Origin of the sequence: Micromonospora sp. NPDC048930, assembly GCF_043197935.1 — a bacterium.
In the GTDB taxonomy this organism is placed as follows: Bacteria; Actinomycetota; Actinomycetes; order Mycobacteriales; family Micromonosporaceae; genus Micromonospora.
In genome coordinates, this window is record NZ_JBICUB010000012.1 from 104,297 (window position 1) to 118,926 (window position 14,630).

General features: G+C 75.4%; 13 protein-coding genes. 5 read left to right on the top strand and 8 right to left on the bottom strand.

What is annotated here, in order from left to right:
* Window positions 1-36 precede the first annotated feature (36 nt).
* From tsaE to ACGFI9_RS27335, 5 genes are read right to left on the bottom strand one after another with little or no spacing between them, the layout of a single operon-like run.
* Window positions 37-519, bottom strand: coding sequence for a tRNA (adenosine(37)-N6)-threonylcarbamoyltransferase complex ATPase subunit type 1 TsaE (gene tsaE / locus ACGFI9_RS27315; protein WP_393182324.1), 483 nt, complete (start codon window positions 517-519; stop codon window positions 37-39).
* Entirely contained in the window at window positions 516-1,607 is a 1,092-nt protein-coding gene (locus ACGFI9_RS27320) for an alpha/beta fold hydrolase (protein ID WP_393182326.1), read from the bottom strand. Before ACGFI9_RS27320 ends, tsaE begins: the two co-directional genes overlap by 4 nt.
* Complete coding sequence (alr, locus tag ACGFI9_RS27325; protein WP_393182328.1) at window positions 1,604-2,722, bottom strand: alanine racemase; 1,119 nt, start codon at window positions 2,720-2,722, stop codon at window positions 1,604-1,606. Before alr ends, ACGFI9_RS27320 begins: the two co-directional genes overlap by 4 nt.
* A gap of 50 nt (window positions 2,723-2,772) precedes the next feature.
* A complete protein-coding gene (locus ACGFI9_RS27330; RefSeq protein WP_393182330.1) occupies window positions 2,773-4,242 on the bottom strand; it encodes an NAD(P)H-hydrate dehydratase in 1,470 nt (489 codons plus the stop codon).
* 55 nt (window positions 4,243-4,297) lie between these two features.
* Entirely contained in the window at window positions 4,298-4,666 is a 369-nt protein-coding gene (locus ACGFI9_RS27335; RefSeq protein ID WP_393182332.1) for a holo-ACP synthase, read from the bottom strand.
* Window positions 4,667-4,891: 225 nt separating this feature from the next.
* Between ACGFI9_RS27335 and ACGFI9_RS27340 the strand changes: the two genes are divergently transcribed.
* Both ACGFI9_RS27340 and ACGFI9_RS27345 read left to right on the top strand, forming a co-directional pair.
* Window positions 4,892-5,188 (top strand): hypothetical protein, encoded by a 297-nt coding sequence (locus ACGFI9_RS27340; RefSeq protein ID WP_393182334.1) that lies wholly within the window; start codon window positions 4,892-4,894, stop codon window positions 5,186-5,188.
* A 76-nt stretch (window positions 5,189-5,264) separates the two neighbouring features.
* Window positions 5,265-6,857: an alpha/beta hydrolase gene (locus tag ACGFI9_RS27345; RefSeq protein WP_393182336.1), complete on the top strand. Its 1,593-nt coding sequence runs from the start codon at window positions 5,265-5,267 to the stop codon at window positions 6,855-6,857.
* Window positions 6,858-6,906: 49 nt separating this feature from the next.
* On the opposite strand, the gene glmS is transcribed toward ACGFI9_RS27345, so the two are convergent.
* Window positions 6,907-8,820, bottom strand: coding sequence for a glutamine--fructose-6-phosphate transaminase (isomerizing) (glmS, locus tag ACGFI9_RS27350; protein ID WP_393182338.1), 1,914 nt, complete (start codon window positions 8,818-8,820; stop codon window positions 6,907-6,909).
* Between the two features lie 251 nt (window positions 8,821-9,071).
* Between glmS and ACGFI9_RS27355 the strand changes: the two genes are divergently transcribed.
* From ACGFI9_RS27355 to ACGFI9_RS27365, 3 genes are read left to right on the top strand one after another with little or no spacing between them, the layout of a single operon-like run.
* On the top strand, window positions 9,072-10,082 hold the full coding sequence (locus tag ACGFI9_RS27355; RefSeq protein ID WP_393182340.1) for an MmpS family transport accessory protein: 1,011 nt from the start codon (window positions 9,072-9,074) through the stop codon (window positions 10,080-10,082).
* Window positions 10,083-10,130: 48 nt separating this feature from the next.
* Window positions 10,131-11,318, top strand: a complete 1,188-nt coding sequence (locus ACGFI9_RS27360) for a pyridoxal phosphate-dependent aminotransferase (RefSeq protein WP_393182342.1) — start codon at window positions 10,131-10,133, stop codon at window positions 11,316-11,318.
* The gene (locus ACGFI9_RS27365; RefSeq protein WP_393182344.1) at window positions 11,315-12,430 is read left to right on the top strand and encodes a threonine aldolase family protein; all 1,116 of its coding nucleotides are present in this window, start codon (window positions 11,315-11,317) and stop codon (window positions 12,428-12,430) included. Before ACGFI9_RS27360 ends, ACGFI9_RS27365 begins: the two co-directional genes overlap by 4 nt.
* A gap of 261 nt (window positions 12,431-12,691) precedes the next feature.
* On the opposite strand, the gene glmM is transcribed toward ACGFI9_RS27365, so the two are convergent.
* Both glmM and rpsI read right to left on the bottom strand, forming a co-directional pair.
* The gene (gene glmM / locus ACGFI9_RS27370; RefSeq protein ID WP_393182346.1) at window positions 12,692-14,047 is read right to left on the bottom strand and encodes a phosphoglucosamine mutase; all 1,356 of its coding nucleotides are present in this window, start codon (window positions 14,045-14,047) and stop codon (window positions 12,692-12,694) included.
* 117 nt (window positions 14,048-14,164) lie between these two features.
* The gene (rpsI, locus tag ACGFI9_RS27375) at window positions 14,165-14,629 is read right to left on the bottom strand and encodes a 30S ribosomal protein S9 (protein WP_030501567.1); all 465 of its coding nucleotides are present in this window, start codon (window positions 14,627-14,629) and stop codon (window positions 14,165-14,167) included.
* Between the last annotated feature and the right edge of the window lies 1 nt (window position 14,630).

The window sequence follows — 14,630 nt, forward strand, 5'->3', positions numbered from 1 at the left end:
GGTCCTCGGCACTGTAGGCAGCGGGTACGACAGCGGTCAGTCCAGGGTGGCCAGCCGGTCCGCCCAGTCGCCGCCGACCGGCTCCAGCGTGACCACCCGGGTGTCGTCCTCCTGCCGGTCGATCCGGACCCGCAGGTGGGCGTCGACCAGCTGCTCGACCATCCCCTCACCCCACTCGACCACGGTGACCGCCTCGTCCACCGAGGCGTCCAGGTCGAGGTCGTCGATCTCGGCGCGCGGGTCCGCCGACTCCCCCAGCCGGTACGCGTCGGCGTGCACCAGGGTCACCCGGCCGCCGCGCGCGGGGTCGGGCCGGTGCACCCGGGCGATCACAAAGGTCGGCGAGGTGATGTCGCCGCGTACCCCCAGGCCGGCGCCGATGCCCTGGGTGAGGGCCGTCTTCCCGGCCCCCAGCGGGCCGCTGAGCAGCAGCAGGTCCCCGGCGCGCAGCACCCCGGCCAGCCGGCGGCCGAACTCGTGGGTGTCGTCGACCGTCTTCAGCTCCACCACGACCGTCACAGCGACTCCAGGAAGCCCGCCAACGCCGCGTTGACCTCGTCGGCGTGTTCCAGCATCACCACGTGCCCGCTGTCGTGGATCTTGACGAACTCGGCGTGCGGCAGCCGCCGGACGATCTCCTCGGAGTGAATCACCGGGGTGATCATGTCCTTGTCCCCCACCACGACCAGCACCGGCGTGCCGGCCAGCGCGGCCAGCGCCGGGAAGCGGGAGTGGGTGGCCAGGGTGCGCAGGTAGCGGGTGACCGTGTCGGCCGAGGTCCGGGAGTTCATCGTCTCGACGTACGACACCAGGGCCGGGCTGGGCTTCGAGGTGCCGAAGCCGTACCGGCGGGTGAGCAGCCAGGCGACGTTGGAGGTCGACTTGCGGGCCTTGTCGATCACGGTGCCGCCGTACCGGGTGGCGTTGCTCATCATGTAGAGCACCGGCGCGCCGACCCGGCCGAGCAGCGCGGGGGCCACCAGCTTGGTCTCGGCGAGCAGCCCGCCCGAGGTGGCCATCAGCACCGTGCCGACCACCCGGTCGCCGAACATCTCCGGGTAGAGCTCGGCCAACGCCATGATGGTCATGCCGCCCATCGAGTGCCCGACCAGCACCAGGGGCCCCTCCGGGACCATTTCGTCGATCACCCGACGCAGGGTCCCGCCCAGCGTGGCCAGGTCGTACTCCCCGGTCTCCAGCTTCCCGGAACGGCCGTGCCCCGGCTGGTCGTACGCGACGATCCGGTAGTCGCCGCGGGCGGCGAGCATCTTGCGCTGGAAGTGGAACGTCCCCATGTCCAGGCAGAAGCCGTGCACCAGCACCACGGTCGGATGCCCGGCGACCGGCCGGGTCGGCTCGACCACCTCCACGTGGATGTCGGTGCCGTCCGGCATCTCCAGCGTGCGCGCCTCGTCGTACCGCTGCTGGTCGAAGGCCTCGTGCGCGTACGGATCGGTGGGGTCGTTCTTGAGGCGGCGGACCAGGACGCGCTCGCTCACCACGCCCGCGGCGAGCCCGGCGGCGGCGACGCCGACGGCAGCGCCGACCACCCCGGCGACCTTGCCGGCCGCGGTGCGCGGCCGAGGGACGCGGAACCGCTGACTCATGGGCGCTCGCCGTCGTAGACCCGGGGCACCCGGACCCCGCCGAAGCGGGTGACGATCTCGTAGTTGATGGTGCCGACCGCCTCGGCCCAGTCGTCGGCGGTGGGCTCGCCGTCCGCGCCGCTGCCGAACAGGGTCGCCACGTCGCCGGCGGCCACCTCGTCGTCACCGCAGTCGACCACGAACTGGTCCATGCAGACCCGGCCGGAGATCGTCCGCCGCTTGCCGGCGAGCTGCACCGGGCCGGTGTTCGAGGCGTGCCGTGGCACCCCGTCGGCGTAGCCGAGCGGGACCACGGCCAGGTTGCTCTCGCGCTCCGTGAGGTAGGTGTGGCCGTACGAGACGCCGGTGCCGGCCGGGACCCGCTTGGTGAGCATCACCCGGGCCCGGGCGGTCATCGCCGGGCGCAGGCCGAACTGTTCGCCCGCGATCGGCGAGAGCCCGTAGACCGCCAGTCCGGGCCGGACCAGGTCGAAGTGGGTGTCCGGGCGGGTCAGCGTGGCGGCCGAGTTGGCCAGGTGCCGGTAGCGCGGCCGCAGCCCGGCCCGCTCCACCATCTCCAGCCCCTCGTGGAAGACGGCGAGCTGGCGGTCCGTGGTGGGGTGGCCGGGCGAGTCCGCGTACACGAAGTGGCTCCACACCCCGACCACCTCGACCAGGCCGTCGGCCTGGGCCTTCGCGGCGGCCTCCAGCAGGGCGGGCCAGTCGGCGACGGTGGCCCCGCCGCGCGACAACCCGGTGTCGATCTTCAGGTGCAGCCGGGCCGGGCGGTCCGCCCGGCGGCCCGCCTCGATCATCTCGTCGAGCTGGGGCAGGCTGGCGCAGCCCAGGTCGACCCCGACCGCGACCCCGTCGTGCAGCGGCAGGCCCGGGTCGAGCAGCCAGGCCAGCACCGGGGCGCTGATCCCCTCCTGGCGCAGCAGGAGCGCCTCGTCGAGGGTGCAGACCCCGAGCCAGTCCGCGCCGGCGTCAAGCGCGGCCCGGGCGGCCGGGACCATGCCGTGGCCGTACCCGTCGGCCTTCACCACCGCCATCAGCTCGGCGCTGGTGCCCGACTTGAGCCCGGCCACGTTCTCCCGGATCGCGTCCAGGTCGACGCGCACCTCCGACTGCCACATGCCCCCAGCCTACTTCCGCCGGTGATCACCGTGGCCGCGAGCCGCGCGGCTCAGCCCAGGCGGGCGAGCACCGGCCGGAGCGCGGTCGCCACGTCGGGCGCGGTCACCGGGCCGCCGCGCGCCGCCTCCCGGCCGGCCAGCCCGTGCAGGTACGCCGCCGCGGCGGCCGCCCGCTCGGGGGCCAGCCCGGCGGCGAGCAACGAGCCGAGCAGCCCGGACAGCACGTCGCCGGTGCCCCCGGTGGCCAGCACCGGGGTGCCGGTCGGGTTCACGTACGCCCGGCCGTCCGGGGTGCCGATGATCGTGCGGTCGCCCTTGAGCAGCACCACCGCGTTCATCCAGGCGGCCAGCCGCAGCGCCGCCGCCACCCGGTCCGCCCCCGGGGTCTCGCCGCAGAGCCGGGCGTACTCCCGGTCGTGCGGGGTCACCACGATCGGGGCGTCCCGCTCGCGCAACCGGTCCGCCATCTTGCCGTCGACCAGCAGGGTGAGCGCGTCGGCGTCGAGCACCACCGGCACCGGCGCGGAGAGCACCGCGCGCAGCTCGGCGGCCGACTCCTCGCCGGTGCCCAGCCCGGAGCCGCAGACCCAGGCCTGCACCCGGCCGGCGTCGGCGACCCGGCCGCTGGCGATCACCGACGGGTGCTGGTGCAGCACCTCCTCCCGGGCGCTGCCGGCGTACCGGACCATGCCGGTGGGGCCGGCCAGCGCGCCGCTCACGGAGAGCACGGCCGCGCCCGGGTAGGTGGCCGAGCCGGTGGCCAGCCCGACCACGCCCCGGGAGTACTTCTCCGACGACGGGCCGAGCGTCGGCCACCAGTCGACGACGTCGGACCACTCGACGACCCGCAGCGCCGGGCTGCCCCGCAGCCACGGCTCCAGCCCGATGTCGACCAGCTCCACGTGCCCGGCGAGCGGGGCGGCCGGGCCCACCACCAGCGCCGGCTTGAGCGCCCCGAAAGTGACCGTGACGTCGGCGCGGACCGCGCAGGGCCGGCCGGAGGCGGTGAGCGGCACGTGCCCGGTGTCCACCGCGACGCCGCTCGGCACGTCGACCGCCACCACCGTGGCCCGGGTGCCGTCCCGCCCGCTGCGCTCCGCCAGGCTCGCCGCGAGCTGGTCGGCGGTCTCCCGCAGCCCGCCCGTGCCACCGATCCCGACGATGCCGTCGAGGACCAGGTCCACCAGGGCCGGGGGCCGGTCGACGAGCCGGCCGCCGGCGGCCCGCAGCGCGGCCAGCGCCTCGGCGTGCGCCCGGCCCGGGGTGAGCAGCAGGGCGGCGACCGCCGCGCCCCGGCGGGCCAGGTGCGCGCCCGCGTACAGGGTGTCGCCGCCGTTGTCGCCGGAGCCGACCAGCAGCAGCACCCGGGCGCCGTAGACGCCGCCCCGATCGGCGAGCAGCAGCGCGCACCGCCGGGCCAGGCCGGCGGCGGCCCGCTGCATCAGCGTCCCGGGCGGGAGGGTGGCCATCAGGCCCGCCTCCGCCGCACGTACGTCCGCGACCCGCCACACCGGTCTCATGCCACCCCGTCCCGTCCGTGCTGTCCGGGCGGGCCGGCCGGCCCGCCGGGTCGGCTCACCCTTCCGCGACCACCATCGCCGACGCGATCCCGCCGTCGTGCGACAACGACAGATGCCAGCGGCTGATCCCGCGCTCGGCCGCGGCGGCGGCCACCGTGCCGGAGACGGCCAGCCAGGGCCGGCCGGCCGGATCGGGCACGATCTCGCAGTCGTGCCAGCTCAGCCCGGCCGGCGCACCGAGCGCCTTGGCCACCGCCTCCTTGGCCGCGAAGCGGGCGGCCATCGACTCGGGCGGGCGCGGGTTGCCGGCGCGGGTGTACCGCTCGGCCTCGGTGAAGAGGCGGTCGGCGAGCACCGGCGTCCGCGCCAGGGCCCGGGTGAACCGGTCCACCAGCACGACGTCGATGCCGACTGCCACGATCACGAACCTCACCCTACCGGCGGGGGCGGCCGCAGATTAGCCGCCGGCCAGGCGGTGGACAACGCCTGTGGACAACCCCGGCGTACGGCCACCGCCGGCTGTCCACAGGGCGGGTGTCCGTGCCGGCCTGCCGCCTAGCGTCCCTGGTGCCCGATTCCCGTGCCGGGGTCGGGGCGCGTCCGTCCGCCACCGGCGTCCGCCGGCGGCCCGTCCCGCCGGGAGGCACCGATGGCCGAGGAGCCCTTCACCGTCGAGCCGGAGCTGTTGCGCGGGGTGGCCCGCGAGCTGGGCGACGACGCGTACCGGCTGGCGCACGCGCTGGCCGGCGCGCCGGGCCTGGTGGTGCCCGCCGACGACTGGCGAGCCGGTGCGGCGCTGGCCGAGCTGGAGGCGGCGGTGCAGCGCTGGTGCGGGTCCGTGGCCGCCCGGGTGGCGGCGACCGCCGAGGCGGTGCGCACCGCCGCCGACGGCTACGAGGCGGTGGACGAGCGGGCCGCCGGGCGGCTGGCCGGGATCCCCCGGTGAGCGAGCGTCAGCGAGCGACTCATCAGCACAGCGCGAAGGTGCCTCATGGCGTCGCCGACCGTAGCGAGGTGACGCCATGAGCGTCGGCTACCCGCAGCTCTGGCGGGCCGATCCGGGTGCCTGGGCCGGTGCCGGGGCGGCCTGGCGCGGGCTCACCGGTCCGGTCCGGCGGCGGGCCGAGGGGCTGGCGGCCCGGGCCGACGCGCTGCGGCCCGGCTGGTCCGGCGGGGCGGCCACGGGCGCGCAGGGGCGGCTCGGCGGGCTGCGCGACGCGCTCACCGACGTGCTGCCCGCCGTGCTGGAGGTCGACCAGGCGCTCGCCGACCTCGCCGCCCGGTTGCGGGCCGCGAAGGCCCGGCTCGCCGCCGCGGTGGCCGACGCGGAGGCGGGCGGTCTGCTGGTGGAGCGCACGGGCGCGCTCCGGCCCGACCCGGCCCGACCCCGCCCGGCCGAGCGGGTCGGGCCCGCCCTGGCCCGGGCGACCGCCGAGATACGCGGCGCGCTCGCGCTGGCCGACGCGGCGGACCGGGAGGCGGCCGGCCGGCTGGCCGAACTGACCACGGCGGCGATCACCGGCTGGGTGAGTGCTCCGCCCGCCGGGCGGCCGGCGCCCGGGGCCGCCCCGGCGGAGGTGAGCCGCTGGTGGGCCGGGCTCACCCCGGCGGAGCGGCGGTGGCTGGTGCGCCACGAGCCAGCCCGGGTGGGCCGCCTCGACGGGGTGCCGGTGGCCGCCCGGGACCAGGCCAACCGGCTGCTGCTGGCCGGGTGGCGGGAGGAGTTGGCCGCCCGCCGCCGGGGGCTGCTGCGTCCGCTGCCGGCCGGGCCGCTCGAGCTGGCCCGGCGGATCCGGCTCGCCCGGGCGGAGGCGGCGCTGCGCGGCCTCGACGCGCTCGGCGAGCGGCTGGCCGCGCCGGGGCCGCCCCGGGCGTACCTGCTCGGGCTCGACCCGGACGGGGACGGGCGGGCGGTGGTGGCCCTCGGCAACCCGGACCGGGCCGGCGCGGTGCTGACGTACGTCCCGGGCATGACGGCGGACCTCGCCGACGCCCCCGGCGAGCTGGGTCGGGCCGCCCGGGTGCTGGACCGCTGCGCGGCACTCGCCCCGACCGACGAGGCGGCGGCGGTGCTCTGGCTCGACTACGACGCCCCGGACTTCCTGACCGAGGCGGCCCGCCCGGGGCCGGCCGAGGCGGCCGGGCCCGGGCTGCACCGGTTCCAGGAGGGGCTGCGCGCCTCGCACGAGGGCCCACCGGCCCGGCAGACCGTGCTCGGCCACAGCTACGGCTCGCTGGTGGTCGGCACCGCCGCCCGGGAGCACGGGCTGAGCGCCGACGCGCTGGTCTTCGTCGGCTCCCCCGGCGTGGGCGTCGACCACGCGGGTGAGCTGCGGACGGCCCCCGGGCAGGTCTGGGCGGCCACCGCGCCGGACGACGTGATCCGGCTGGCCCGGCCGCCGGAGGAGCTGGCCCGCCGGGCGGTGCTGGCCGGGACGCCGTTCGGTCCGGCGGCGGCGGTGCTCGACGGCCACGAGCTGTGGTTCGGCCGCGATCCGACCGACCCGGGCTTCGGCGGCCGGCGCTTCCCCAGCGGCCGGTACGGCCACGCCGGCTACTGGGACCCCGGCAACCCCGCGCTGGACGGCATGGCCCGGATCGTGCTGGGCCGATGAGCGCACGAGGCCCCTCCACCGATAGGCGGAGGGGCCTCGGTCGGGGCGACTACTCGACGGTGACGGACTTGGCCAGGTTGCGCGGCTGGTCGACGTCGTGGCCGCGGGCGGCGGCGATCTCGGCGGCGAGCACCTGGAGCGGCACGGTGGTCACCAGCGGGGCCAGCAGCGTCGGCGTACGCGGCACGTAGATCAGGTGGTCGGCGTAGCGGACCACCGCCTCGTCACCCTCCTCCGCGATGACGATGGTGCGGGCGCCCCGGGCGCGCACCTCCTGGATGTTGGAGACGACCTTGTCGTGCAGCATGCCCCGGCCGACCGGCGACGGCACGATGCAGATCACCGGGGTGCCCTGGTCGATCAGCGCGATCGGGCCGTGCTTCAGCTCGCCGGCGGCGAAGCCCTCGGCGTGCATGTACGCCAGCTCCTTGAGCTTGAGCGCGCCCTCCAGGGCCACCGGGTAGCCGACGTGCCGGCCGATGAAGAGCACGGTCGGCTCGGACTTCAGCTCGCGGGCCAGCTCGCGGACCGGCTCGATCCGGTCGAGCAGCTCGCGCAGCTTGTCCGGCGTCTGCTGGAGCTGCTCGACCACCGCGCTCACCTCGTCGGCGAACTTGATCCCGCGCACCTGGGCCAGGTGCAGGCCGACCAGGTAGCAGGCGACGAGCTGGGTGAGGAACGCCTTGGTGGAGGCGACCGCGATCTCGGGGCCGCCGTGGGTGTAGAGGACGGCGTCGGACTCGCGCGGGATGGTGGAGCCGTTGGTGTTGCAGATCGCCAGCACCCGGGCCTTCTGCTCCTTGGCGTGCCGCAGCGCCATCAGGGTGTCCATGGTCTCGCCGGACTGCGAGATCACCACGATCAGCGTGGACCGGTCCAGGACCGGGTCGCGGTAGCGGAACTCGCTGGCCAGCTCCACCTCGCAGGGGACCCGGGTCCAGTGCTCGATGGCGTACTTGGCGACCAGGCCGGCGTGGTACGCGGTGCCGCAGGCGACGATGAAGATCTTGTCGACGTCGCGCAGGTCCTGCTCGCTGAGCCGGACCTCGTCGAGGGCGATCTCGCCGGTCTCGGTGAGCCGGCCGAGCAGCGTGTCGGCGATGGCCTGGGGCTGCTCCTCGATCTCCTTGAGCATGAACCAGTCGTAGCCACCCTTCTCGGCGGCCGACGAGTCCCAGTCGATGTGGAAGTCCTTGCCGGCGGCGGGCTGGCCGGCGAAATCGGTGATCTCGATGCTGTCCGGGGTGATCAGGACGATCTGGTCCTGGCCCAGCTCCACCGCGTCCCGGGTGTGCTCGATGAACGCGGCCACGTCGCTGGCCAGGTAGTTCTCCCCGTCGCCGCGCCCGACGACCAGGGGCGAGTTGCGCCGGGCGCCGACCACCGCGCCGGGGATCCCGGCGTCGACGGCGAGCAGCGTGAAGGCGCCCTCCAGCCGCTGGCAGACCAGCCGCATGGCGGAGGCGAGCAGCTGCGGGCCGTCCACCTCGCCAGCGGAGCGCAGGTCGGCCAGGGCCCGGGCGATCAGGTGGGCGGCGCACTCGGTGTCGGTGTCGCTGGCGAACTCGACGCCGTCGGCCTCCAGCTCGGCGCGGAGCTTGGCGAAGTTCTCGATGATGCCGTTGTGGATCACGCCGACGCGGCCGTCGGGGGACAGGTGCGGGTGGGCGTTGCGGTCGGTCGGGCCGCCGTGGGTGGCCCACCGGGTGTGCCCGATGCCGGTGGTGCCGTCACCGATGCCGATCGGGCTGGCGGCGCAGGACTCGGGGTCGGTGGCCGCCCGCTCGGCGAGCACCTTCTCCAGGTTGGCCAGCTTGCCGGCCTTCTTCTCGACCAGCAGCTCGTCCTCGCAGACGACGGCCACGCCGGCCGAGTCGTAGCCGCGGTATTCCAGCCGCCGCAGTCCGTCGAGCACGATGCCGAGCGCCGGGCGCGCGCCGGCGTAACCCACGATTCCACACATGGTCCGCAGCCTAACCCAGTTTCGCTCATCGTGCGTGCTCGAAAGTCGGTTAAACGATCACTGAATTTGAGCGATCAGGCAGGTGCCGGGCCGCAACCCGAACCAATCGCCCAGAACGCCCGGACCACGTCGAGTGGCGACGGGCCCTTACCGTGAGGAGCCTGGCGGGGACGCACCTCGCGATCCCGTCCCGGACGTGCCAGCCACCCCGCCGCGCCCGAATCCGCGCCCGTCCCCTGCGAGTTGAGCCGATGTCCGAGGCGACGCCACCCCCCGAGCCACCGGCCGGCAGCGGCCCGACCGATCCGACCGCGCCACCGGCGCCCGAGCCGTGGACGCCGCCGGCGCCACCCGCGCCCTGGACGCCCCCGGATCCGCTGGCCGCCCCGCAGCCCTGGGCGCCGCCGACGCCGTGGTCCCCGCCGGACACGTCGAGCGGCAGCGGGACGCCACTCGCGCCCGGGCTTCCCGACAGCTCTCCCTTCCCCGCCGGGCACCCCGTCCCGGCTGGTTCCTACTTCCCCGCGGACCGGCCCGGCACGCCTCCGACCGCCGACCCGGCCGATCCGACCGGCGCCCCCCGGCCCACCGACCAGGCAGGTGACGCCGCGCCGGCACCGGTCGCCGCGCCACGCCCGGCCACGCCGCCGGTCGGCGCGCTGCCGGGTCACCCCTGGCCGGGGTACGCCCCGTCGAGCTGGCCGCCACCCGGCTACCCGCCCTCGTACGCGTACCCGGGGGCACGGCCGCCCCGGACGGGCCGGGGGCTCGCCATTGTCCTGGTCGCCGTGGGCACCGCCCTGGTGCTGGCCCTCTGCGGGTGCCTCGGCCTGGGCGTGCTCGGCAGCCTCGTCGACGACCCGGCCGACTCGTACGAGGGGTCGGCGGGGTCCTGGCCGACCGAGCCCTACGAGCCGGACGAGAGCGCCGGGACGGACAGCGGCCTGGTCACCGCGGCGCCCACCCGGAGCCCCGCGGTCACCCCGTCCGGCGGCGTCGGCCGGCACACCGTCGTGTACGAGGTGACCGGCTCCACCCTGGCCGACCTGGAGTACTACGACGCCAACGGCGACTTCGTCCAGACCGAGCGGGTGCGGCTCCCCTGGCGGCTGAGGCTCACCGCCGACGGGACGGACCGGGTGATGATGCTGGTCCGACACGCCGACGACACCGAGAGCAGCCCGCTCGGCTGTCGGATCGTCGTCGACGGCAAGGTCGTCGCCCAGGAGACCACCGAGTACGGGGCGGACTGTTACGGGTGAGCCGACGGTGGTCTTGCGGTGCCGGCGGCGGCCCGTAGGCTGGCCGGCGTGACGACGACCGATCCGCTGGTGGCCCGGATGCGGGCGTTCGGCACCACCATCTTCGCCGAGATGTCCGCGCTCGCCGTGCGCACCGGCGCGGTCAACCTCGGGCAGGGCTTCCCCGACACCGACGGTCCGCCGGAGATGCTCGCGGCGGCGGCCGAGGCGCTGCGCTCCGGCCACAACCAGTACCCGCCCGGCCCGGGCATCCCGGCGCTGCGCGCGGCCGTCGCGGCCCACCAGCAGCGGTTCTGGGGGCTGGAGTACGACCCGGACGGCGAGATCGTGGTGACGGCCGGCGCCACCGAGGCGATCGCCGCCAGCATCCTGGCCCTCTGCGAGCCGGGCGACGAGGTGGTCTGCTTCGAGCCGTACTACGACTCGTACGCGGCCTCGATCGCCCTGGCGGGTGCGGTCCGCCGGCCGGTGACGCTGCGCCCCGCCGCCGACGGCCGGTACGCCTTCGACCCGGCGGAGCTGCGCGCGGCCTTCGGGCCACGGACCCGGCTGGTGCTGCTCAACTCGCCGCACAACCCGACCGGCAAGGTGTTCACCCGGGACGAGCTGACCCTGGTCGCCGAGCTGTGCCGGGAGCACGACGCGTACGCGGTCACCGACGAGGTGTACGAGCATCTGGTCTTCACCGACGCCGCCGCGCCGCACGTGCCGCTGGCCACGCTCCCCGGCATGCGGGAGCGCACCCTGCGCATCTCCTCGGCCGGCAAGACCTTCTCCTGCACGGGCTGGAAGGTCGGCTGGGTGAGCGGGCCGGCGCCGCTGGTCTCCGCGGTGCTCCGGGTGAAGCAGTTCCTCACCTTCGTCAACGCCGGGCCGCTGCAGCCGGCCGTCGCCGTGGCGCTCGGCATGCCGGACGGGTACTTCGCCGGGTTCGCCGAGGGCATGCAGCGCCGGCGGGACCAGCTCGTCGGCGGCCTCACCGACGCCGGGTTCGAGGTGCTCGCGCCCGAGGGCACGTACTTCGTCACGGCCGACGTCACCCCGCTCGGCGGCCGGGACGGGGTGGAGTTCTGCCGGTCGCTGCCGGAGCGCTGCGGCGTGGTGGCGGTGCCCACCCAGGTCTTCTACGACGACACGGAGGCGGGGCGGCGGCTGGTGCGGTTCGCCTTCTGCAAGCGACCCGAGGTGCTGACCGAGGCGGTGGCCCGGCTGCGCCGGCTGAAGGAGACGGCATGACCGACGATCGCGCGATGCTGGTACGCCGGTTCCTGGCCCAGCGCGGCTGCGACCCGGTGCTCTCTGGGAAACGGCCGGCGTCGGTGCGGGAGCAGCTCGCGCTGATCGGGGCGACCGTCACCGACGACCCGGTGCCCGACTTCTACGGCGAGGGCGGGCCGGTCGAGGAGCTGGAGGCGAGGGTCGCCGACCTGCTCGGCGCCGAGGCGGTCGCCTTCTTCCCCACCGGCACCATGGCCCAGCAGGTCGCCATGCGGTACGGCGCCGAGGTGACCGGCCGGGACGCGGTCGGCCTGCACCCGCTCAGCCACCCGCTGCTGCACGAGCGGGACGCGTACGCGGTGCTCGGCGGCCACCGGGCGGTGCGCACCACGGACGCGCCGCGCAACCCGAGCGCCGAGGAGGTGGCCGCGCTCGACGAGCCGATCGGCACGCTGATGCTGGAGCTGCCGCTGCGGGACGCCGGGTTCGTGCTGCCGACCTGGGACGAGCTGACCGCCGTGGTCACGGCGGCCCGGGAGCGGGGCGCCCGGGTGCACCTGGACGGGGCCCGGCTCTGGGAGTCGACCGTCCACCTGGGGCACTCGCCGGCCGAGATCGCCGCCCTCGCCGACAGCACGTACGTCTCGTTCTACAAGTCCCTCGGCGGCCACTCCGGTGCCGCGCTGGCCGGCGACGCGGAGCTGATCCGGTACGCCCGCGCCTGGCGGCACCGCCACGGCGGCAACCTCTTCCAGCAGTGGCCGGCCGCCCTCGCCGCGCTCGCCGGCCTGACCCACGAACTGCCCCGGCTGCCGGGCTACGTGGCGCACGCCAAGGTGGTGGCCACCGCCCTGGCCACCCTGCCCGGCGCCCGGGTCCACCCGGCTCCGCCGCACACCCACCAGTTCCGGCTCTGGCTGCCGCACCCGGCGGAGGATCTGAACGCCGCCAATCTCGCCCTCGCCGAGGAGGAGAAGGCGTGGTTCGTCAGCGGCTGGCGGGACACCGAGGTGCCCGGGATGGCGCTGGCCGAGGTGACGGTGGCCGCGCCGGCGCTCGAGCTGGACAGCGACCGGATCCTCGACCTGGCCGACCGCTTCCTCCGCCGCCTGGCGCCGGCGACGAGATGATGATCCGCGACTGCCTTTGGAGCTGATGTCACAGACGACTCAGCCGCGGCCGAAGCCCGAACGGCCGGGGGTCCACGGGGTCGGCGTCTCGCAGGTCAGGGGCATATGGGCGTGGTCATCCCGCCAGCACGCCCTGCTCCGGCCGCCGCGGGTGATATCGCAAACGACTCAGCTCCAAAGCGGGTGAGCGACACACTCGGTCCGAGGCGACGGACGGCCGTAGGCCGGCCGAGACACCGGCCTGCTCCGGGTCCGGAAGGTTCAGGCGACCGGGCTGGCGGTGCGGACCTGGTCGGCGATGCGCTCGGCCACCTCGCGGGCCGTCGCCTCGGTGGCGGCCTCGACCATGACCCGGACCAGCGGCTCGGTGCCGGACGGGCGCAGCAGCACGCGGCCGGTCTCGCCCAGCTCGGCCTCGGCCCGCTCCACCTCGGCGCGGACGGCCGGGGCGGCGGAGCCCACGGTCCGGTCGCCGACCGGCACGTTGATCAGCACCTGGGGCAGCTTGGTGACCACGGCGGCCAGCTCGGCCAGGGACTTGCCGGTGGCGGCCATCCGGGACATCAGGTGCAGCGCGGTGAGCACCCCGTCGCCGGTGGTGGCGTACGCCGGCATGACGATGTGCCCGCTCTGCTCGCCGCCGAGGGCCAGGCCGGAGGCGCGCAGCTCCTCCAGCACGTACCGGTCCCCGACCTTGGTCTCGAGCAGCCGGATGCCCTGCGCGGACATGGCCAGGCGGAGGCCGAGGTTGCTCATCACGGTGGCGACCAGGGTGTCCTGGGTCAGCTCGCCGGCCTCCCGCATGGCCAGGGCCAGGATGGCCATCACCTGGTCGCCGTCGACCTCGTCGCCGTCGGCGGTCACCGCGACGCAGCGGTCGGCGTCGCCGTCGTGGGCGATGCCGAGGTGCGCGCCGTGCTCGACCACGGCGACGCGCAGCGCCTCGATGTGGTTCGAGCCGCAGTCGTCGTTGATGTTGAGGCCGTCCGGCTCCGCGTGGATCGCGATGACCTCGGCGCCCGCCTCCTGGTACGCCGCCGGCGCGACCTCGGCGGCCGCCCCGTTGGCGCAGTCGACCACGACCTTGATCCCGTCCAGCCGGTGCGGCACGGTGCCGACCAGGTGCTGGACGTAGTGGTCGGCGCCGTCGAGCAGGTCGTGCACCCGGCCGACCCCGGCCCCGGTCGGGCGCTCCCAGGCGGTGGCGGCGTTCGCCTCGACGGCGGCCTCGATCTGCATCTCGATCTCGTCCGGCAGCTTGTGCCCGCCGGCGGCGAAGAGCTTGATGCCGTTGTCCGGCATGGGGTTGTGCGAGGCGGAGAGCATCACGCCCAGGTCGGCCTTGGCCTCGGCGGTGAGGAACGCCACCGCCGGGGTGGGCAGCACGCCGACCCGCACCACGTTGGCGCCGGCGCTGGTGAGCCCGGCCACCACGGCGGCCTCCAGCATCTCGCCGCTGGCCCGGGTGTCCCGGCCGACCACGGCGAGCGGCGGATGGCTCTTGTCCGTCTCGGCCAGCGTGTGGGCGGCGGCCACCGCCACCGCGAGCGCCAACTCCGGGGTGAGATCCGCGTTCGCCCGCCCGCGTACGCCGTCCGTGCCGAACAACCGACCCATACCCGCCAACCTCCGATGGAACTGCCGTGAAGAAGGGGAAAGCGGAACGGCCGGGCCACCTCCCGCGAGGGGAGGCGGACCCGGCCGTCCGTCAGAAGTACAAGGCGCTGCTGATGATCAGCGCTTCGAGTACTGAGGAGCCTTACGGGCCTTCTTGAGGCCGTACTTCTTGCTCTCCTTGACCCGGGCGTCACGGGTCAGGAAGCCGGCCTTCTTCAGGGCCGGGCGGTCGTCCGGCTCGCTGACGATCAGCGCCCGGGCGATGGCGAGCCGGAGCGCGCCGGCCTGGCCGGTGGTGCCGCCGCCACGCAGGTTGGCGATCACGTCGAACGCCTCGGCCTTCTCGGCGGTGACCAGCGGGTCCTTGATCAGCTGCTGGTGCACCTTGCTCGGGAAGTAGGCCTCGAGGTCGCGGCCGTTGCAGGTGATCTTGCCGCTGCCGGGAACGATGCGGACCCGGACGATGGCCTCCTTGCGCCGACCCACGGTCTGGATCGGGCGGTCGCCACGAGGCGCGCGCGCGACGGGCGCCGGCGCCTCGGTGGCCTCAGGGGCAACCTCGGTGGCGGTGATGTCGGTCATG